We start from the raw sequence: 20603 nt of genomic DNA on the forward strand, positions 1-20603 counted from the left end.
ACACCGCTATGACCGCAAGCCCTGACGATCTTTTCGCCTATCTCGACGAGTTGAAAATAGCCCACGAGACCCGCCATCATGAGGCGACCTTCACCGTCGATGAAGGCCGCGAGCTGAAAGCCAGCATGCCGGGCGGGCACACCAAAAATCTTTTCATGAAAGACAAGGACGGTGTGATCGTCTTGATCTCTGCCCTCGCCGAAAGCGAATTGAAGCTCAACCAGCTCCACAAGCTGATCGGCACACGGCGCCTCTCTTTCGCGAGCGCTGAGTTGATGGTTGAGCTGCTCGGCGTCACCCCCGGCTCTGTCACGGCTTTCGCGCTGATGAATGACAAAGACCAGAAGGTCCGCTTTATCGTCGACAAGGCGCTGCTCGCGCACGAAACGCTCAACTTCCACCCGCTGGTGAACACAGCCACGACGGCGATTTCCCGCGAGGATTTCCGCAAATTTGTCGCCGCAACCGGGCATGACATGACTGAAGTCGACTTTTCTGAGCTTCTGGGCGGCAGTTAGCCGCTCGCCTGCCTGTTGCCTTTTGCAAGGCGCGATCCCAAGTTCTGGCCAGCAGATCCGAAAGGCTCAAAAGACATGGAAAATATCTCGCTTGGCCCCGCTGGCGGCAACATCAAAGACGCAACCGACCAGAGCTTCATGGCCGACGTCGTCGAGGCCTCCAAGGAAGCACCAGTACTGGTCGATTTCTGGGCCCCATGGTGTGGGCCGTGTAAATCCCTGACGCCCGTCCTCGAAAAGGTCGTCAATGACCAGCAAGGCAAGGTCAAACTCGTCAAGGTGAACATTGATGAGAACCCCGGCGTTGCCGGACAGCTTGGCGTGCGATCCATCCCGGCCGTCTTCGCCTTCGACAAGGGCCGCCCGGTCGATGCCTTCCAGGGCGCCCTGCCTGAAGGCCAGCTTCGCGAATTTATCGCCAAAATCCTTGGTGGCACCGATGAAGGCCAGCAACTCAAGGAAGCCATCGAAAAGGCAGATGAGCTGCTACAGGCCGGCGATATCGCCCAAGCGGCCCAGATCTATGGCGCCGTAGTCGAGGCGGACCCTGAAAACATTACCGCGATTGCAGGTCTCGCACGCTGCTATCTTGCCAATGGCGATGCAGAGCGCGCCGGACAGATCCTCGATATGGCAGGCCCTGAACGCCAGACCGACCCGGCCATCAAGAGCGTCCGCATGGCAATCGAACTGACCGCCGATGCGCCCAAGGATGATGAGCTCGACGTGCTGATCGAGAAAGTCACCAATGACCGGTCAAACCATGAGCTTCGCTTTGAACTGGCCGAGGCGCTCGTCGCACGTGGCAAGAACAAGGAAGCGGCCGACCATTTGCTGAAGATCCTGTCCGATGACCTCAATTGGGAAGAGGGCAAGGCGAAGGCGAAGCTGCTCGAACTGTTCGAGGCTGCAGGCCCGAAAGACCCCGCCACGATTGAGGGACGCCGTCGTCTGTCATCCCTGATGTTTGCCTGATCGCTCGACACAGCGCGTCATCGCTCCATGTAAAGTGTTTGAAGGGCCCGAGGAGTGCCCGTTATGACACGACACGGATATCGAAAAGTCACTGACCTGCCGGAGACGCTTGCCGTCTTTCCGCTGAGCGGCGCTTTGCTGTTCCCGCGCTGGTCGCTGCCGCTCAATATATTTGAGCCGCGCTATCTCAACATGATTGACGATGCGATGTCCGGCTCCCGGATGATCGGTATGATCCAGCCGGCGAACGACGACCGCACCTTTCCGGCCCTGACAAGTGTCGGCTGTGCCGGTCGGCTGACCTCGTATTCGGAAACCGAAGATGGGCGCTATCTGATCAGCCTGACGGGTGTCTGCCGTTTCCGCGTCGCCAGAGAACTCGATGAGAAGACGCCATACAGGCAGGTGAAACCGGACTGGTCGCCCTTTGAGGATGACCTGAAAGAGGCCGATCTTTCAGGCGTGCCTGAGCGAGAACAGCTCGGCGGGGCCCTTAAGAAATATGTGTCGGTGAACGCGATGGATGTGGACTGGGATGCTGTCGAGTCCGCGCCCATCGAAACATTGGTGAATGCCCTGTCAGCGGGTTGCCCGTTCTCGCCGATGGAGAAGCAGGCCCTGATCGAGGCGCCGGACGTGTCGGCAAGATGTCGCGCGCTCATTGCTTTGCTTGACATGGATACGCCGGGCGACGATTCATCGACCCTGCAATGACAGACAACACATCCTCCACTGAGCCTTCGCCAGAAACCGCGGCCCGCACAGACCCGCGCCTGCTGGAACAATTGGTGTGCCCGGTCACCCGGACGCCGCTGACTTATGACCGCGAACGACAGGAGCTGGTGTCCAAGCGCGCCCGTCTTGCCTTCCCGATCCGCGACGGTTTGCCCATCATGCTCGAAAGCGAAGCCCGCTCGCTCGATGAGGACGGCGCGCAATGACGGTGATGCCGTGGCCAACAGAATTGCGCTTCCAGAAAAGCGCCGCCCGGCTGCTTGTCCGGTTTGAAGACGAAGCCGTCTTTGAGATTCCGTACAAACGCCTGCGTGAGGAAAGCCCATCGGCCGAAGTGCGTGGGCATGGCTCTGGCCCCCGACCGCCGCAGCCCCCGGTTCCGGCAGATATAAGTGTCACCAAGGCTGACCCGATTGGCCGCTATGCCGTCCGCATCCATTTCAGTGATGGCCATTCGAGCGGGCTCTATACCTGGAAGCAGTTGCGCGAGCTTGGTGAAGCCGCGGCCTGACGGCGCTTTCAGCCGCCTGACAATTTAAGAAAGTACGCTTTCTGGCGGCTGCATGAGCCGAGGCACATCCGTGCCTGAGGCGCTGGCAACGCCGGCAATGGCCTGGCGCAGCGGCGTGATTTTGTCGGCCATCATCAGGCCGAGACTGCGGATTGGCTTGGTCAGCATGTGATCATTTGAAAAGAGACGGTCAACGCCATCGAGCGCCAGGGCGGCTGATGCTGCATTAAAGCGGCGCGCAATCTCATACACGCTCAGCGCTTGCGGCGACCCGATATCAAGGCCGGCATGGTCGGCATCGACAATCGCATCATAAAGCGCGGCCACATCGCGGAAGCCCTGATTCAAACCCTGCCCCGCGAGCGGATTCATGCGCCGGGCCGCATCGCCAACCAGCGCTCTTCTCTCAGCCACTAGGTTTTCGGCAATCCGCAGGATCAGAGGATAGGCGCCCATGCTGCCTTCAATTGTCATCCTGCCGCAGAAATCCGCGAAGCGGTGATTAAGTTCAGCCTCGGCCTCCTCGACCGAGCCTTTCGACAAGGCCTCGGCGGCGCCGCGCCTCATATACCAGGCGAGGTTCGCCCGATCGCCCCGCAAGGGGAGTGTCGCAAACGGGCCTTCCGGCGTGAACAGCTGCCGTGCGATCCCGTCATGCGGCGCGCTCAGTGTGACATTGGCGACAAAGACCGATTTTTTGTAATCGCGGCCGACGGTCGGGATGCCTGCATCGCTTCGGACTGGAGAGTTCATCCCGTCTGATCCGACAAGCACCCGCGCCTTGATGGCTGTGCCGTCTTCAAGATGCACATCAATCTGGCCCGGTTTAGCGTCGGCATGTGAAAAGCGCGCGGGTGCGAAGAGCGTGATTTTCGGCTCCGCCGCAATCGCCTCGTCCAACGCAGCCTGCAAAATGGACGCTTCGACCATCCGGCCGAGTGTTTCGTCCTCGTCGCGCACGACAAGATCATCGTCGCCAAACAGCGCTTGAGGGGCGCCAAACCAGTGTGTGCCGCCATCTACGGCTTCCAGTCCGTGCAGCGCCACCGTCTCTGACACGATCTCATCGGCAATGCCGATCGCTTTGAGAAGGCGCCAACTGCCCGTGACAATTGCGTAATTGCGCATATCCGGGGGCCGTGCCGCGTGCGGATCGCGCGCGTCGATCAAGGCGACGTCAAACCCGGCCTGCGCCAGTGCCAGCGCCAGAGGGGCGCCTGTCTGGCCTGCACCAACAATTGCGATTTCAGTTTCGTGCGCACTCATGGGTCTGAACTTAGAGCGGGTGCCGATTCCGGTCCAGAGGTGACACACAAGCGGGCGTTTGCGTCGCAGTGTGCACGATTTTTGTTCATCGGGCCTGCCGCCTCATGACCCGGACGTAATCTAGCTGGTCGATGTGTGAGCAGGTCTTTTTATTCAGCCGGGTCATACCAATGAATGGGAGAAGGGCATGAAAAGTTTGATCAAGGGGTCAATGCGGGGATTGGCAGTTTTGCCATTTGCCGCGCTAGGCGCGCTGAGCGCGTCCGCGCAGGAGATTTCCGAAGTCAGCGCATATGTGGACAATAGCTATCTGTTCCTCATCGGGGGATTGATCGTGATGTTCATGGCTGCGGGCTTCTGTATGCTCGAGGCGGGCCTCGTCCGCAAAAAGAATGCCGCCATGCAGTCGATGAAGAACGTCGCGCTGTTTTCGGTGGCCGGTATTATGGTCTGGTTGGTCGGCTACAATATGGCCTATCCGTCCGAAACCATCCTTGGTGGCTGGCTCGGTATTCCAACCTTCTTCTGGTCACCCGTAGAAGACCTTGCGACTGGCTATGCAGCCTCGTCCGACTGGTTCTTCCAGATGGTGTTCGTGGCCACAGCTGCCTCCATCGTGTCAGGCACCGTCGCAGAACGCGTCAAGCTCTGGCCCTTCCTGATCTTCACCGTTTTCCTGACCGCGTTCATCTATCCTGTCGTGGCGTCATGGGAATGGGGCGGCGGCGCGCTTGATGCACAGTTCGGCTTCTCCGACTTTGCAGGCTCGACGCTGGTTCACTCCACCGGTGGCTGGGCAGCGCTTGTCGGTGCCATCATCATCGGGCCACGTATCGGCAAGTTCGTGAACGGCCAGGTGCACCCAATGCCAGGTTCGAACATTCCGCTCGCGGCTCTAGGTACATTTATCCTCTGGTTCGGCTGGTTCGGCTTCAACGGTGCATCGCAACTTGCCGCTGGCAGCTTCGATGACATCAATGCGGTCTCCAAGATCTTTGCCAACACGAACATGGCGGCTTGCGGCGGTGTCATCGCGGCAATGATCCTCACGGCGATCCTCTACAAGGGCAAAGTCGACGCCACGATGTGTTTCAACGGTGCGATCGGTGGTCTGGTTTCCATCACGGCTGAGCCGCTGGCGCCAACCATGGGTGCATCCATCCTGATCGGTGCTGTTGGCGGTATCCTCGTCGTCCTGACGGTTCCACTGCTCGACAAGTTGAAAATCGACGATGTTGTCGGTGCCATCCCGGCTCACCTTGTCTGCGGCATCTGGGGCACGATCATCGTCGCTGCGTCTTATGGCAACGCCATCATGATCCCGGCAGCCGATGCAGACGGCGCTATCGGCGTCAGCTACATGGGTCAGCTGATCGGCGTCATTGCGACAGGTATCTTTGTCTCCGCAGCTTCTGCGATTGTCTGGTTCGCTCTCAAAGCGACGGTCGGTGTTCGCCCGAGCGAAGAAGACGAAATCGCCGGCATGGACAAAGCCGAAGTTGGCCTCGAGGCCTACCCAGAATTCAGCTGAGGCTGATTACCGGTTCGCTTTCCTTCGTGGAAGCGTTTCCTCCCAGACTTCCCCGGTCAGGCAACTGACCGGGGATTTTTTTGTGGATTTATCAGCGGTCCGGCCCCGCGTTTGCGCTGTGTTAAGGCGAAGGCGTCAATTTAAACGAAAGTTTATGAAGCCGAGGGCCGCGCCAGATGGCAAATTCAGTCGCCAACACTCCCACTCAGATTAGCCGTGAGGCATCAGACCCTGTCTGGCGCATCATGACCGGCGCCGCTGCTTTTGCGGTCGGCGTCTTTCTCTGTGGCAGCGTCGGATCCTACAAGCCGACCGATCCAAGCTGGAATTCAGCTACCGGACTCGACATCGCAAACCTGTTCGATGGCCCTGGTGCCCTTGTCGCAGATGTTGCCCTGCAAACACTTGGCTTCGCGGCCTGGATGGCGGGGCTGTGCCTGATGATTGGCGGGGCCATGCGCGCCGTACTGATCGGCGCCCCAAAACTGCGCCGCTGGTTCTACGGCTTTGCCTTCATCCCTATCCTGGCCGCGACGCTGGCCGCCTTTCCTGTCCCGGCCTCGTGGCCTCTCTGGACGGGCCTTGGCGGCATGGTCGGTGACGCTCTGTTTGGCCTCGTCGAGATGCCGTTCAAAGCTTTGCTCATTCCATTCCCCGGCTTCTTTGCCGGATTGTTGCTTGGCGCGGCTGCGCTCACGCTCGCCTTTTCCGCGCTCGGGTTCCGACGCGGCGACGCGCGTCTCCTGCAATCTGCGGCGGCCAGCTCCGGCCTGCGCGCCGCCCGAAGTGCCGGACGTATGAGCCAGGGCCTTTTCGGCCTCTTCGGCCGCAAGCGGGCCTCGTTCGATGATGACCCGCTGTCCTATGAAGACGACGCGCCCTCCCGCGTGAAGCAACGCGTCCCGGTGCCAGAGCCGGACGATGACGACGATTATATTGAGGATGAGGACGACACACCGCGCCCGGCAACCCGTCCAAAACTCAGCAAGCCCAAAACGCCTCAGCCAGAGAGCGTCACCGTCAGCAAGCGCTCCCGGCGCGGAGCTACAAAGCTGCCTTCGCTGGATCTGCTGGGTGTTCCGCCAGCCCGCCGCGGCGCTATCGATGAGGACGGTCTCCTGCTTCAGGCGAACCGCCTCGCGGAAGTCCTGCGTGAGTTCGGCGTGCGCGGCCGCATCAAGGAAGTGCGCCCCGGCCCCGTCGTCACGCTGTTTGAGCTTGAGCCGGCCGCCGGCGTAAAATCCGCCCGCGTGATCTCACTGGCAGATGACATTGCCCGCTCCATGAGTGCGGTCTCCGCCCGCGTCGCGGTGATCCCCGGCAAGAACGCCATCGGGATCGAACTGCCAAATGAAGAGCGTGAGACGGTGTATTTCCGCTCACTCCTGTCCTCGACCGCCTATACCAGCTCCAAGGCGTCGCTGCCCATGGCGCTTGGTGAGGATATTGGCGGTACGCCGACGGTCGTTGATCTCGCCAAGATGCCCCACCTGCTCATCGCGGGTACGACGGGTTCGGGTAAGTCGGTCGGCGTCAACGCAATGATCCTGTCGTTGATCTACCGGCTGACCCCGCAGCAGTGCCGTTTCATCATGATCGACCCGAAAATGCTCGAACTTTCGATCTATGAGGGCATCCCGCATCTCCTCGCCCCGGTCGTCACAGACCCCAAAAAGGCGGTGAATGCGCTTCAATGGGCCGTTCGCGAGATGGAAGGCCGTTATGAGCTGATGTCGAAGGCGGGCGTGCGTAATCTTGCTGGCTTCAACGAGAAAGCCGCGAAAATGCGCGAGCGCGGCGAACAGCTGACCCGCAAGATCCAGACCGGCTATGACGAGCGCGGCAAGCCGATCCACGAAACCGAGATCCTGTCGATTGACCATATTCCGAACATCGTCGTGGTGATCGACGAGATGGCGGATTTGATGATGGTCGCAGGCAAGGAAATCGAAGGCTGCATTCAGCGCCTCGCCCAGATGGCGCGGGCCGCTGGCATCCACCTCATCACCGCGACACAGCGTCCATCGGTTGACGTCATCACCGGGACGATCAAGGCCAACTTCCCGACGCGTATCTCCTACATGGTCACGACCAAGATCGACTCACGCACCATTCTTGGTGAGCAGGGCGCCGAACAGCTGCTTGGCATGGGTGACCTTCTCTATCAGGCCGCAGGCGTGAAAACCAAACGCCTTCACGGTCCATTCGTCTCCGATGAGGAAGTCGAGACGGTCGTTGGCTGGCTGCGCGAACAGGGTGAGCCTGACTATAATGAGGATATTCTGGAAGAGCCCGATGAAGGCGGCACAGGCAGCGCGATCATGGACGCCATGCTGGGCGTCTCGACCGGTGATGGCGATGATGATCTCTACGGACAGGCCATGGCCATCGTCCTGCGAGACAAGCGCGCCTCGACGTCCTATCTGCAGCGCCGCCTGAAGGTGGGGTACAATAAAGCTGCCACGCTGATCGAACGGCTGGAAGAAGAGGGTGTCATCTCCGCGCCAAACCATGCCGGCAAACGCGAAATCCTCGCGCGTGGGGACCCTTCAGACTAAAAAAGACGGTTCGCTCAGAGACTGAACGACAGGCAACGAAATCCGGCGGAAATACCTTATTTCAGCCCTGTTTTGAGGCTGATGCGTTGCTATCTCTTGTGGGCAAACACAGGAGGACGAAATGACGTCACTACTGCCATCAATCGCTGCGATGTTCTTTATGGGCACCAGCCCGCTCGCCTTTCAGGCGGAAGTTTCTTTTGTTGCGCCGACCGACGGCGCAGCCTGGCATTATGTGCCATCGAGTGCGCAGCTGTCGCCAAAAGGGGCTGCCCCAGTGGTGAACGTTGAAGACGCCGTCATGAGAACGGTTGAGACGCCGAAGCTGCAAACGGTTCAGGCCAATGACCCAACCGGTGTCGCGCCGCCACCGACACCGCCGAAGGCTGAAGTTTCGACAGAAACGGAAGCATCGGTTGAGACTGACACCAAGGCCGTGTCGGCCACCGACCGCCGCGCAATCCTGAAGGCTGCGGCCAACTCGCTTGCAGCGGCGAAGACGGCCAAGGGCCGGTTCACCCAGATTGCGCCGAACGGATCGGTCTCATCAGGTGATTTCGCCCTCCGCCGTCCCGGCCGTATGCGCTTTGACTATGATGCGCCGACCCCTGTTCTGATCGTTGCTGATGGCACGACGGTTGCCATGGAAGACCGGGATCTTGAAACGGTTGACCGCGTGCCGCTCGCTTCGACGCCGCTTGGTCTTATCCTCGACGATGAGCTGAGCTTCGAAGACGAGGCCCGCGTCACAGATGTCGAACGCCTCGACGGCGAGATCGCAATCACCATTGAGGACCGCTCTGGCGAGTCCGAGGGCAATCTGACGCTCTACTTCGATGCGGCGAACTATCAGCTGCTCAGCTGGCGCGCCGTCGATGCGAACCAGCAGGTCACCCGCGTCGCCCTGCAGGACATCCAGACAAATGTCTCGGTCGATCCGCGCCTCTTCCGTCTGGAAGACCCGGCCGACAAGGAAGACGACGAGCGCTAGGCTCGAAAACCCCCAAGAGACCCAAAAAAGAAACCCCGCGAGCTGTCTCGCGGGGTTTTTGTTTTGTCTGAACCGGAAGGGCTCTAGCTGTCTGCGGGCAGTTTACCGGCCTCATCGCCCCAGAGTTCTTTAAGCTTTGCGTCGCGGCCGCAGCCCTGACGATAGAAGCGATACTTCACCGACGTCGTGTTGTGATAGTCCTGGTGGTAGTCCTCTGCTGGCCAGAACTGGCTGGCGTCGAGCACCTTGGTGACGACGGGGCCTGGAAGCACGCCGGACGCTTCAATCTCGTCGATCTCGCTCTCGACGACCTCGCGCTCATCATCATTCTTCACGAAAACGGCGGAGCGATAGCTCGATCCCTTGTCGCAGAACTGTCCGCGAGGGTCGGTCGGGTCGATGGTGTGAAAATAATAATCGACCAGCGTGTCATAGGACACTTTCTGCGGGTCGTATGATACTTTCACAGCCTCATAATGCCCGGTCGTCCCTGTGGTGACCTGCCTGTAGGCGGGGTTGTCGACAGTGCCGCCCGTATAGCCGGACACAGTTGAGACAACGCCATCGACCTTGTCGAAATCGGCTTCTGTGCACCAGAAACAGCCGCCCGCGAAAATGGCTGTCGACAGGGTGGACGACTGGACGGGCGCGTCTGGCGATTGGTCGGCCATGGCGCTCCACACAAAGGCTGACGCGGCCGCGGCAGCACCCGCAACGATAGCGATTGTGAGCGACGAGGTTTTTTTCATGATTATGCTCCAGCTCCGACTGTCTTTATTCTGAAGCTCATATGGTCATTCGCCCCTCCGCTTTGGAGAGGGGAATCACATTCCTCACACAATGGTGACTGCGTCGTGATCGGGTCTGAAGACCGCGCCGACTTTAGCTCGAAAGACGCTCGATCTCTGCTTCAGAAAGTTCTGAATTGTCGTAGACGTTCTGCACGTCATCGAGATCATCCAGCACATCCAGAAGCTTCATCAGCGTATCGGCGCTGTCGCCTTCGACCGGCACATTGTTCTGAGGTTTCCAGATCAGCTTGGTCGATTTGGCTTCAACCTCACCAAACTTGCCTTCCAGCGCACCCGCGACATCCATCAGGTCTTCACGCTCGGTGTAGATCCAGTGGCCGTCTTCATCGCTCTGAACATCGGTCGCGCCGGCCTCGATGGCCGCTTCCATGACAGACATCTCGTCGCCAGCCTCTGGTGGATACTCGATCTCGCCGACCTGCTCGAAGCCAAACGACACAGACCCGGTTTCACCGAGATTGCCGCCATTCTTCGAAAACGCGGTACGGATTTCCCCGGCTGCCCGGTTTTTGTTGTCGGTGGAGGCTTCAACGATGATGCCAACGCCGCCGGGGCCGAAGCCTTCATAGCGGATGTCGATATACTCTTCGCCGCCGCCGCCCTGGCCCTTATCGACCGCGCGTTTGATATTGTCCTTTGGCATCGATTGGCCGCGCGCATTGTTGATGGCAAGGCGCAGGCGTGGATTGGCGTCCGGGTCCGGTCCGCCAAGTTTCGATGCGATTGTGATTTCCTTGGACAGGCGCGCGAACAGGGCAGCACGCTTCTTGTCCTGTGCACCCTTGCGGTGCTGGATGTTGGCCCATTTGGAATGACCGGCCATTGAATACCTCTTCAAGCTTGAAGCTGTTGCAGATTATCGCGCCGAAATAGCCGAGCTACAGCAATATTGAAAGGCATCGACGCAGACTTACAGTTTTCGCAAGGAACATATTAACGAGCAAGCGTCAGATACGGCCACAGATAATAGGAGCCGTCCTTGGATCTCGACCGTTTTACCAGACGCATTTTTGAGCTCGATGGAGGCTACAACGCTTTCGGTTTCGGGGCGTTTGAGATTCAATCGGCCTTTCAGCCCATCTACGCCATCAATAATCAGGCCGGAATGCTTTATGGCGTCGAGGCTCTCGCCCGACCACTCGCGCGTGGTCATGCCTCGTGCTCCATCTGCTCAATACCCGTGCCTGGGAGCTCGATGGCACCAGCCTTTTCGTCAATCTGAACCCGGCTCCTGCCACCTGAAGACCGCAATGTGGAGCGGGCTGAACGCCTATGCCGACCTCGCCGCAGCGCAGGGTGTTTCGCCAGACAGGATCGTTTTCGAGATTTCAGAGCGGAGCGACGCGGACAGGGCCGTGCTTGCCGAAACCGTCGCGCGAATCAAATCCCTCGGCTTTCGCATCGCGATTGATAGTTTTGGCGTTGGAAACTCCAACCTATTGCGCCCGGATATCGTGAAGATCGATGCCGGCTGGTTTCGGCGGATGATGGAAGATGACGACAGCCGAAGGCTTGCCCATTGCATCATCCACAAGCTGCATGAGATCGGCGTGCACCTCCTGTTCGAAGGGGTCGAAACGCCGCGAGAACTGCATTGGGCGCGCGAGTTTGCCGGATCGCTGATCCAGGGCTGGCTGTTCGGAAAGGCTGCAGCCATGGTTGACGCGACGCGCGACCGCCGGGTCAACATGCCATCAACCGCACTCCTCGCCAGACATCGCGCCTGACGGGCCGACGGTTCAAACTCGGTCAGTCAGTCAAAAACATCGGCAAGTGGCCCATGTCGAAATGATCTTTGGCGAACCTCAATCCGCTGCATGATCCCCAGTAGAGATAGGGCTGCGACGATCCCGGTCAGGCAGGACAGTCCGTCAAGGACCGTCGTAAAGAGCGTATAGGTCCCTATTGAGCCACTGATTTGAGATGCACAGAATGATACTAGCCAGGCGCCCCACCATATCGATATCGGTGAGTTTGCCCGGCTTTCCTCTCCGGTCATCTTGTACGTCCCGTGATAGATCTCGCTCATCGCTTGGGCTGGCACAAACAGGTTTGCAATCGGTAGAAAATAACTACCGACGGCCCATCCGGGATGATGGGTGACGGTTTTCGGGGCAACTGAGTAGAGGTTGCGATTGGCGCGATAGGTGAACCGGCAGACAAAATAGGCGCATGCCAGGAAAGGCAGCAAATAGAGCGCAAGACCCGCCCAGGCGAAATAGGTCAGCGCATCGCCAGGCTCTGAACCAGCCTGAAAACGCCGCGCCTCCTGATACAGCAGAATTGACTGAGCGATCAGTACAAGTTCGCCGACCACGTAAAATCCCACCAGCAGTCGGTAGCCTGTCAGGAAGGGACCTAGAGGCTTCGCCCCGTCATCATAAGCATGCCGGTGAGGCGCCGACTGTTTCGGCTGACTGGCCTCGCGGCCGGTTTCCCGTGCGGGCGCGTCATCTATACTCTGATCCAATAATTCGTCCGCCTCTTTCGACTTATGGTTTTGTCGGCGGTTTTGAAATATCAGGCAAGCGTTTTCTAGCGGGGAATTGCCTCGGCCAGCCGCCCACCAATCCGGATCGGTTCAATGCGTGTGGCATAGCCTGTCTTGTCGTCTGTTTCGACATAGACCCCGCAAAGCGTCCCTTCGCCCAGCGCCGGCGCGTAACGCTCTCCCGGCAACTGGGTGGCGAACCGCTGGACAGAGTTTTCCTTCTTCATCCCGATGACGCTGTCATAGTCGCCGCACATGCCGGCATCTGTCTGATAGCCGGTGCCGCCTTCAAGGATCATCAGGTCTGCGGTCGGGACGTGGGTATGGCTGCCGACGACCAGACTGGCGCGGCCGTCGCAATGGTGGCCCATCGCCATCTTTTCGCTGGTTGCTTCGCAGTGCATGTCCACGATCAGCGCGTCGACTGCCATGCCGAGGGGAATGTCGTCGAGGACGCGATCGGCATGCTGGAATGCGTTTTCCAGCTGCTGCTTCATGAACACATTGCCCTGCAGCTGAACGACGCCGACGCGGCGACCATCCGGCAGGACGAAAACATGCGCGCCCTTTCCGGGGGCGCCAGCGGCCTTTGGATAATTGGCGGGACGCAGCAGACGCGGTTCGCGCTCAATATAGGTCAGCGCCTCGCGCTGGTCCCAGGCGTGATCCCCAAGCGTCAGACAATCTGCCCCAGCATTGAAGAAATCCCCGGCAATGGATTCGGTCAGTCCGAAACCGCCCGCAGCGTTCTCTCCGTTCACCACGACGAAATCGAGCTTCAGCTCCCGCCGAAGGCCCGGCAAATGGTCCATCACAGCCGCGCGGCCCGGTTTGCCGACGACATCTCCGAAATAGGCTAGTTTCATGGGATAGGGATATGCGCCGCGCGGGCGCAAAAGAAAAGGCGCGCCAGACAGATCGTCCAGCGCGCCTTCAATTGTTCAGGCTGAAACGCCCTGCTTATTTATGCGAAGCAGAGAAGCCGAGATATTCCTTGGTCAGGAGGCTCGGGTCTTCCATCTCAGCAAGGCTCGCGACCGAAAGCGGCTGCTCTGGTGCCACTTCAATCGTCAGTGTGCCCGGATCGGTGATGAAGGCGGAGACGGCTGTTGCCAGCTCGGTTACCAGCTCCATGTCGACGCCGCTGCCCTGCGCCATCATTGGTGCCATGCCCATCATCATCGAGACTTGCTGGCGCATCTGTTCTGGGTCTTCGCCGCTCTGGGCGGCCACCGCGTTGAAGATGCGATTGACGAGGCTGTCATCTTTGATTTTCAGCTCGAACGCGCCGATTTTCAGCTCGCCGAGGGCTGCCTGCATGGCGGCCGTATCAGGCTCCTGGCCTTCAGCCATGGCTTCGAAGTCCAGCGATTCGCCGGCTTTCTTGCTGTAAGCAGCATAGCCTGCGATGTCGCCACCGAAGGAGAAGGTCGCCCCGTCCACCAGCTCAAAATAGTTATCCTTGGCTTTGAAGCTGATCGTGTCGGAGTCAGGATCATAGTCGCTGGTGCTGGCCGCTTTCAGCTCGATGCTTTCATAGCCGATCATGCTGAAGCCTTGTGCGAGGCTGGCCCCGGCTTCGCCGCCATCTGGATCAGCATCAAGCGTCATGGAGAACGGCTTGGTGATGTATTGTACCGGCTGACCTTTGGAATTGCGCTTAACGGAAGCGTCGAGGGATGGAAGCTTGAAGCTTGCCCCCGCCGCATCGAACGCAAATTTGTCGAGCGTGAAGGTGTCATAGCCCGGGTCCATCGGGTTTTCGTAGGCATTCTCCATGATGGCTTCCATCATGGCTTCACCGTCTCCCGAATTTTCCTGCATGGCTTCGATGAAGCTTGCATCAACGTTCGACACCTTGAATGCGCCGAGGCTCATATTGATCGGATAGCCTTCTTCAGCATCCGTAAAGCTGAATGCCACATCCTTGATCATGGCGAGAGCAGCTTTCTCGTCTTTCAGATCACGAACTTCCATCTTGGCGACCGAGAAGGTCCCATCGCCGTCTTCGTCTGCCATCGTGGCGGCAATGTCGCTGACCGACCATGCATCGAAACCGAACTTTTCGGCTGTCGGGAAGGGCGCAGCGCTCGACTGGCCGAGTGAGGCAGCGAACCAGCTTGCCAGTTCAGGCGTCGGGTTCAGAAGTTCGATGTTGCCGATACCCAGCGTGCCATCCTCCATCTCGTCACTTTCGATCGAGATGTCTTTGAGGCTCATCATGGAGAAGGCGGCTTTGCCGTCGATCATGTCGAGGCCATCAAGCACCAGCGTGCCGGCTCGCACCGTTGAGCCGTCATTCGTCGCGACGAGGTTTTTGAAGGTGGCCTTGTCGCCGTCGAGTTCCTTGGAATCAAACTGGATGGCGCCGTCGCCGGAATTTGACAGCATCATCGCAGCAAGCGCATCTGGCGCTTCGGCTGGATCGCCGTCGCGGATGCTGATGTCACCAATTGGCTTGCTGGCTGGGTCTTTGGAATCGGACTTGCCGCAAGCTGTAAGCATCGCAACAGCGGCGACGCCGCAAAGCAGATATTTCATGTTAGGTTCCCCTAGAGTGTATGCATAAGGCTGATTTAATCGCACCGCGCCCAAAGGTTTATCATGATTGTCGATAAAAACCAGACTTTGATGCTGACGGCTCGTTCTGGCCAAGATGTGCCGTTGCGGGTTGAAATCAACCCGCGTGCTAAACGGCTCATTTTAAGGCTTGATGAAAAAAAACGTGAACTTGTTGCGGTCGCTCCATCGCGCCGTCATGTCGGCGATGCTGCCAGATTTGCTCAGGACCGGGTCGAATGGGCTGTGTCGAAACTCGCCAGCCTGCCCCCGCAGGTGATGCTTGCGCCGGGACAGACGATCCAGCTACGGGGTCGCCCCTGCGCAATCACGCATGAAGGCGAAGGCCGACGTGCCCGCCTGCTGGAGGGGGACCCCCAGACACTCTGCCTGCCAGGGGATGAAGAGACGCTCTCGCGCCGGGCCGAACGACATCTTCGAAAGATGGCACGCGAGGATCTGTCTGTCGCCGTTCAATCCTATTGTGAAATTCTTGGCGTCGATGCCCGGCGGGTCACGGTGAAGGACACACGCTCACGCTGGGGCTCCTGCACATCGGACGGCCGGCTCGCTTTTTCGTGGCGGCTCATCATGGCGCCGCGTGAGGTGCTCGACTATGTCGCCGCGCATGAATGCGCGCACCTGCTTGAGATGAACCATAGCCCGCGTTTCTGGGCACATGTTGCGAGATGCCGCCCCGGCTGGAAGGCCGAACGGGCCTGGCTGCGCAAGCATGGATCAGGTCTGCACGCCGTCACGCTTGCCTGATCCGCTCTAGGCTTTTTCCGGTTCTGACGCTGGCGAATTGGCCGGTGAGGTGTCAGCGGCCGGGGCTGGCTGCTGATCAGGTGCGAAGCTGAGAATGGTCGCGCCTTCGCCGCCACGGGCTTCGCGGCTCGGCCCCAGAAGAACCAGCGTTCCGTCTGGCCGGATCTCTGCGACGAGATCGCCCTTGGGCCGTTCAGCGAGGAATTGCTCCAGCGTGTATTTGTCGGTGAGGCGCGTGCGCGAGAACGTCCAGCCGCGATACTGGTCACGCACGAGGCCATCATAGGTCCGGCCACGGCGGATCAGCGTGCGACCGCGCGCCGAAGAGCCGACCGACTTTTCATCCACTTCGTCGCCTTCAGACAGTGACAGCTGATAGACGCGGTGGCGGCCAACTTCCGGCGCGAACTGGTTACAGACGAGCGCATTGTGGGAGTCATTCGTCGACAGGGCGACCACAGTGTCAAAGCGCGAATGGTCGAGCTTGATCTCGGCGTCTTCGGAGAGAACCTCGCCGAGGAAGGTGTCGAGACCCGTCTCGCGGGCAGGGCGCAGGCGGCGATAATTGCTGTCCGCCACGATGACATCGACCTTGCTGGCTTTCAGGGCCTTGGCAAAATCAATGCTCCAGGAATTCGCCCCGACCAGCAGCACGCCGGGCTTTTCTGACCGGGCAAGGCCCAGCCGGCGGGCAAGCGGACCAATGGTAAAGCCGTGAAGCACAACCGTCGTGAACACCATTGCAAAGGCCAGTGGCACGATCTGATCTGCGCCGGAAAAGTAGAAACGGCCTTCGCGGGAAAGGTCCACCAGCAGCGAGCCGAACAGGCCAGAGACGGCCACGGCCACAATACCGCGCGGCGCGATCCAGCCGAGCAGCAAGGCCTCCTTGCGGCTGAGCGTTCCTGCCGTTGCGATCCAGACCGACAGTGGCCGGACAACAAACAGCATCGCGATCAGGAAGAGCAGCGTATTCCAGTTCAGCGCCGAGCGGATGATCTGCGGGGTAAGGTCCGCCGTCAGGATGACGAACACGCCCGAGACAAGCAGGACGGCGATGTCTTCCTTGAATTTTCGAAGTTCGGAAAGGTCTGCGAGGCGCGAATTGGCGAGCGTCATACCATAGGCGGTCACAGCAACGAGGCCGATTTCCTTCTCGACCTGTTCGGCCAAGGCGTAACAGAGAATGATCGAAGCGAAGATCAGCGGCGCCTTGAGGTATTCCGGCGTCCAGCCTTCGCGGAAGGCGCGCGACATCGCAAAGCCAAAGGCGATACCGAGCACTGTGCCGATGGCCGCCGCGCCAAGGATCCAGCCACCTGCGAGCAGCGTGGATTCGCCCTGCGAGGCCACGCGAATGATCTCATAGGCCGCCACGGCAAAGAGGGCGCCAACCGGGTCATTCACGATGCCTTCCCATTTCAGGAATTGCGCCGGACGGCCTGAAAGCTTCGACTGGCGTAGCAGGGGCATGATCACGGTCGGGCCGGTCACGACCATCACACCCGCGAAAACGATGGCGCTGGCCCAGTCGAGGCCAGCGGCATAACGCGCGGCGAGCGAGCCAAAGAACCAGGCAAGCGGGCCGCCAAAGAACACCACGCGCCGGACGGCTGCGCCGGCATCGCGGAGGTTCTCAAACTTCAGGATCAGGCCGCCTTCAAACAGGATGACGGCTACACAGAGCGACACGATGGGCCGCAGCAGATCACCGAATGTGCTCGATGGGCTGAGTAGCGGTTCGCCAAAAATAACCTGCCAGAGCGGGCCGGCGGTCAAGCCTGCCAGCGCCATTAGAACGATGGCCGGGGCCTGAAGACGCCAGGCCAGCCATTGCGCACCAAGCCCAAGGGCGCCGATCAGCGCGCAGGCGAAGATCAGGCTGTCAGAGCCGACGGCGGCGGAGAGAATGTTCAGGTCTGGCATGGGTCTATGATAAGGAGCTGTTCACTCAGGCCTGAGCGCTGTCGGTCACGTGCGAAAATTCAAAACCGATTTCGCGCGTTCCGTATTCACCGGTCTCGTAACGATCAATCTGCGTCTGAAACCAGCCCATCAGGTGCTGGTAGACATATTCGAACAGCTGACTTGAATCATCCTTTGTGAGTGGAAGGCTTAACGTGAAGGAGTCTCCCCCCTGAATGTCAAGTACAAAGCGGTCTCCGATTTTCTGACACTGGGTAATTACCCGCATCCAGTCAGTTCCGCCTGAGACGCGGACGGCGAGACCAAAAGCAATCGGTCCAAGAGGCCGGAACCCCTGCGGCGGGATTGAAAAGGCCTTCGGGCCGTAATCCTTGGGCTCAAACTGACCGGCAGGCGGCACGAGCCTTACGCAAACCCCGTCAGATGCATCAAGATAGTCGCAGAGGCCCGCGCGCACTTCCTCAGCGAGCTGGCGCACGCGCGCATAATTTTCTGCTGCGAGATCCTGATAGGTCTTCGCAATAGCCTTCAGTTCGTCGAATCGTGACATTCAGGCGCTCCGTCAGCCTCTTTAACTGGGCAGAACCTAGGTTGCCTTGGCCTGCAAAACCAGATCAGCACATGAATTTAGTGTAAGACCTCAGGCGACGCGGTCTTTGCGGCGGACCGGAAGCGTCTCGACTTTCGTCATTGAGGCATCGATGTCCTGAAGCGATGGCCGCAAGTCCATCGGCAGGCTGGAGCGGACCAGTTCCACAGCCGTCGCGGGCGCAACGCCTTCCTGCCAGGAGCAGATCAGCGCCCGGATCGTATCAAGATAGCGCATTTCCTCATCGACGACCTGTCCGAAGCGGCCAGCAATCGGCCCGACGATCCCGTACGCCAGAAAAACGCCAAGAAATGTCCCGAGAAGGGCCGCTGCAATCAGTGGGCCCAGCACATCGGGTGATTGGTCAATCTGGCTCATCGTCTTGATGATGCCGAGGACGGCGGCAACAATGCCGAGCGCTGGCAAGGCATCTGCCAGACCGTTCAGCGCACCGACGGCGCGGTGGCGTGTTTCGGCTGTCGTGGCGATCGCTTCCTCTAAGTGGGCGGCGACAGGTGCACGGCCACCGGGATTCAGCGCCAGCAGCCGGAAACTGTCTGTAATCAGCGAAACGGCAGCCGGGTCTGCGAGCAGTCTTGGCCGGTTCTGGAAGATGGGCGAGGATTGGGGGGCTTCGATATCGGCTTCGATGGCGACAATGCCGCCGCGCCGGGCCCGGCGCATCAGCTCATGCATGCCCGTCAGAAGGTCTGTATAGTCGCTTCGTTTCCACTTCGAGCCACGCATAGCTTTGGCGAATCCACCCAGCGCCTCACGTGTGATGCGGGGCGAATTGCCGATCAGCAGCGTGCCAAATCCGGCGCCGCCAATAAGGGCGAGTTCAAACGGAAGCGCGCTCGCAAGCGCCGGGCTGCCGCTGAACACAAGCGCGCCCGCGATGAGGATCACCACGACCAGAAGGCCGATCAGCTGGGACATGTGGCAGGCTCCATACTCGTTACGAAACAACAGTGTGGCGCAACAGGCTTTAAATATCCTTTCACGGCGGTGAAGGTCCGTGGCGTCACCCAAAGCAGCGCTTGAATTTTTTCTCGTACAAGCCGATGAACCATCATGGCTCAAACCGTCGCACCCCAACGCGGAACCGACAGGCCGGACCGCAGAGGCGCGTTCCGGCTCTTATTCTTTGCCCTTCTGGCGGTGGGCGCAGGCAATACAATGCTGGTCAGCGCGATCCTGCCGCCCCTGTCGCGGGACCTTGGCCTGCCAGACTGGATGGCAGGCGCGATCTTCTCCCTGTCGGCAGCGATCTGGACGATCACCTCCTCCTTCTGGGGCCGAAAGAGTAATGATTGGGGGCGGCGCCCCGTCGCCGCGCTCGGCATGCTCGGCTTCTCAGTGTCGATGCTGCTCTTTGGCACGAGCGCCGCGCTCGCCATGGCGGGCTATCTGGAAGGTTCAATCGTCATCTTCGTCTGCCTGCTCGCCTCGCGGACGCTTTTCGGCCTCTTCGGGTCAGGCACCAACCCGGCAGCCCAGGCCTATATCGCCGACCGGACAAGCCGGGAAAACCGGACTGAGGAAATCGCGTCGTTGACGTCCGGCTTCAGCTTTGGCGCGGTGGCAGGCCCGGCTTTCGCGGCCGCCGCTGGCGCCGTCTTTGGGCTACTGACGCCGGTCTTCATGATCAGCGCGGCAGCCGCGCTCCTGTCTTTCCTGATCTATACGCGCCTGCCAGAAAAGACGCGGCCAAAGAAGGAAATGGGCCTCAAGGCGAGCGGCAAGCGCGAAGGTGACGGCCTCTGGCGCGACCGGCGCGTCTTCCCGTTCCTCGTCTTTGCTGTGTCGCTGTCGCTCGTGACCGGCGTCTTGACCCAGACATTTGCGTTCGCGATCATGGACAAGCTGTCGCTCACCGGCGCGACGGCCATGCAGTTTACCGGGCCAGCCTATACTGTGGGCGCAGCGGGCACGCTGATTTCCCAGCTTGCGATCATTCCGCGCCTGAAAATGACCAATCGCACGCTGATGGTCACCGGCGCGCTCTGCTTGTCGGTTGGGGCGTTCCTGATCGTGCCGACGGCGCAGTTTGCTGTCCTGGTTCTGGCGCAATTCTTTGTCGGGATCGGCCAGGGCCTTGCGCGCCCCGGTTTCTCCAGTGGTGCGTCACTTGCCGTGGGCTCCAGCCTTCAGGGCAATGTTGCAGGGCTTGTGATTTCCGCCAACGGCATGGGCTTCATCGTCAGCCCGTTCTTTGGGCCGTGGATGTATGAAAATGTCGACCCAAGCGCGCCCTTTATCGGGGCCGGGTGCATTCTGCTCGTGATGGCAGCGCTCGCTTACCGCGTCTTCCCGGCCAACCAGGTCATGGAAGACGACCCGGATGATAGCCCTGACATCTACGATTAAAGC

21 protein-coding genes are annotated in these 20603 nt (G+C 59.7%); 11 read left to right on the forward strand and 10 right to left on the reverse strand.

Going from position 1 to position 20603, the window contains the following annotated elements; genetic code table 11:
- The first annotated feature begins 8 nt into the window (after positions 1-8).
- The 5 genes from B8783_RS14650 to B8783_RS14670 all read left to right on the forward strand — a co-directional run bounded on the left by B8783_RS14650 (position 9) and on the right by B8783_RS14670 (position 2739).
- Positions 9-518, forward strand: coding sequence for a prolyl-tRNA synthetase associated domain-containing protein (locus tag B8783_RS14650; RefSeq protein ID WP_084420833.1), 510 nt, complete (start codon positions 9-11; stop codon positions 516-518).
- 75 nt (positions 519-593) lie between these two features.
- Entirely contained in the window at positions 594-1493 is a 900-nt protein-coding gene (trxA, locus tag B8783_RS14655) for a thioredoxin (RefSeq protein WP_084420834.1), read from the forward strand.
- Between the two features lie 63 nt (positions 1494-1556).
- A complete protein-coding gene (locus tag B8783_RS14660; protein WP_084420835.1) occupies positions 1557-2207 on the forward strand; it encodes an LON peptidase substrate-binding domain-containing protein in 651 nt (216 codons plus the stop codon).
- Positions 2204-2434, forward strand: a complete 231-nt coding sequence (locus tag B8783_RS14665; RefSeq protein WP_084420836.1) for a Trm112 family protein — start codon at positions 2204-2206, stop codon at positions 2432-2434. The genes B8783_RS14660 and B8783_RS14665 overlap by 4 nt, the downstream gene beginning before the upstream one ends.
- Entirely contained in the window at positions 2431-2739 is a 309-nt protein-coding gene (locus B8783_RS14670; RefSeq protein WP_084420837.1) for a gamma-butyrobetaine hydroxylase-like domain-containing protein, read from the forward strand. Before B8783_RS14665 ends, B8783_RS14670 begins: the two co-directional genes overlap by 4 nt.
- Before the next feature lie 24 nt (positions 2740-2763).
- Here B8783_RS14670 and B8783_RS14675 read toward each other — a convergent pair whose 3' ends face one another.
- On the reverse strand, positions 2764-4005 hold the full coding sequence (locus B8783_RS14675; RefSeq protein WP_084420838.1) for an FAD-dependent monooxygenase: 1242 nt from the start codon (positions 4003-4005) through the stop codon (positions 2764-2766).
- Positions 4006-4192: 187 nt separating this feature from the next.
- On the opposite strand from B8783_RS14675, the gene amt reads away from it, so the two are divergent.
- The 3 genes from amt to B8783_RS14690 all read left to right on the forward strand — a co-directional run bounded on the left by amt (position 4193) and on the right by B8783_RS14690 (position 9085).
- Entirely contained in the window at positions 4193-5536 is a 1344-nt protein-coding gene (gene amt, locus B8783_RS14680; protein WP_084420839.1) for an ammonium transporter, read from the forward strand.
- Positions 5537-5712: 176 nt separating this feature from the next.
- Positions 5713-8094 carry an FtsK/SpoIIIE family DNA translocase gene (locus tag B8783_RS14685; protein ID WP_084420840.1) on the forward strand — a complete coding sequence of 794 codons (2382 nt, stop codon included), beginning with the start codon at positions 5713-5715 and terminating at the stop codon, positions 8092-8094.
- A 121-nt stretch (positions 8095-8215) separates the two neighbouring features.
- Positions 8216-9085, forward strand: a complete 870-nt coding sequence (locus tag B8783_RS14690) for a LolA family protein (protein WP_084420841.1) — start codon at positions 8216-8218, stop codon at positions 9083-9085.
- Positions 9086-9168: 83 nt separating this feature from the next.
- On the opposite strand, the gene msrA is transcribed toward B8783_RS14690, so the two are convergent.
- The 3 genes from msrA to B8783_RS18545 all read right to left on the reverse strand — a co-directional run bounded on the left by msrA (position 9169) and on the right by B8783_RS18545 (position 11050).
- Positions 9169-9834, reverse strand: a complete 666-nt coding sequence (gene msrA / locus B8783_RS14695; RefSeq protein WP_084420842.1) for a peptide-methionine (S)-S-oxide reductase MsrA — start codon at positions 9832-9834, stop codon at positions 9169-9171.
- A gap of 133 nt (positions 9835-9967) precedes the next feature.
- A complete protein-coding gene (locus tag B8783_RS14700; protein WP_084420843.1) occupies positions 9968-10720 on the reverse strand; it encodes a YebC/PmpR family DNA-binding transcriptional regulator in 753 nt (250 codons plus the stop codon).
- A gap of 87 nt (positions 10721-10807) precedes the next feature.
- Positions 10808-11050, reverse strand: coding sequence for a hypothetical protein (locus B8783_RS18545; protein ID WP_169711807.1), 243 nt, complete (start codon positions 11048-11050; stop codon positions 10808-10810).
- Between B8783_RS18545 and B8783_RS14705 the strand changes: the two genes are divergently transcribed.
- Positions 11049-11624 carry an EAL domain-containing protein gene (locus B8783_RS14705; protein ID WP_169711808.1) on the forward strand — a complete coding sequence of 192 codons (576 nt, stop codon included), beginning with the start codon at positions 11049-11051 and terminating at the stop codon, positions 11622-11624. The two genes, B8783_RS18545 and B8783_RS14705, sit on opposite strands and share 2 nt — an antisense overlap.
- A gap of 26 nt (positions 11625-11650) precedes the next feature.
- Here B8783_RS14705 and B8783_RS14710 read toward each other — a convergent pair whose 3' ends face one another.
- From B8783_RS14710 to B8783_RS14720, 3 genes are all read right to left on the reverse strand, one after another.
- A complete protein-coding gene (locus B8783_RS14710; protein WP_169711809.1) occupies positions 11651-12367 on the reverse strand; it encodes a DUF4328 domain-containing protein in 717 nt (238 codons plus the stop codon).
- A gap of 65 nt (positions 12368-12432) precedes the next feature.
- Entirely contained in the window at positions 12433-13254 is an 822-nt protein-coding gene (locus B8783_RS14715; RefSeq protein WP_084422126.1) for a TIGR00282 family metallophosphoesterase, read from the reverse strand.
- A gap of 94 nt (positions 13255-13348) precedes the next feature.
- Positions 13349-14929, reverse strand: a complete 1581-nt coding sequence (locus B8783_RS14720) for a hypothetical protein (protein WP_084420846.1) — start codon at positions 14927-14929, stop codon at positions 13349-13351.
- Between the two features lie 63 nt (positions 14930-14992).
- Between B8783_RS14720 and B8783_RS14725 the strand changes: the two genes are divergently transcribed.
- Positions 14993-15715, forward strand: coding sequence for a M48 family metallopeptidase (locus B8783_RS14725; protein WP_084420847.1), 723 nt, complete (start codon positions 14993-14995; stop codon positions 15713-15715).
- Positions 15716-15721: 6 nt separating this feature from the next.
- Here the strand turns inward: B8783_RS14725 and B8783_RS14730 are convergent, their stop codons facing one another.
- The 3 genes from B8783_RS14730 to B8783_RS14740 all read right to left on the reverse strand — a co-directional run bounded on the left by B8783_RS14730 (position 15722) and on the right by B8783_RS14740 (position 19169).
- Positions 15722-17641, reverse strand: coding sequence for a cation:proton antiporter (locus B8783_RS14730; RefSeq protein ID WP_084420848.1), 1920 nt, complete (start codon positions 17639-17641; stop codon positions 15722-15724).
- Between the two features lie 25 nt (positions 17642-17666).
- Positions 17667-18191 carry a hypothetical protein gene (locus B8783_RS14735; protein WP_084420849.1) on the reverse strand — a complete coding sequence of 175 codons (525 nt, stop codon included), beginning with the start codon at positions 18189-18191 and terminating at the stop codon, positions 17667-17669.
- Positions 18192-18281: 90 nt separating this feature from the next.
- Complete coding sequence (locus B8783_RS14740; RefSeq protein ID WP_084420850.1) at positions 18282-19169, reverse strand: motility-associated protein; 888 nt, start codon at positions 19167-19169, stop codon at positions 18282-18284.
- A 135-nt stretch (positions 19170-19304) separates the two neighbouring features.
- Here B8783_RS14740 and B8783_RS14745 point away from each other — a divergent pair, with 135 nt between their 5' ends.
- On the forward strand, positions 19305-20600 hold the full coding sequence (locus B8783_RS14745) for an MFS transporter (RefSeq protein WP_084420851.1): 1296 nt from the start codon (positions 19305-19307) through the stop codon (positions 20598-20600).
- Positions 20601-20603 lie beyond the last annotated feature (3 nt).

Source organism: Henriciella litoralis, from assembly GCF_002088935.1.
GTDB lineage: Bacteria > Pseudomonadota > Alphaproteobacteria > Caulobacterales > Hyphomonadaceae > Henriciella > Henriciella litoralis.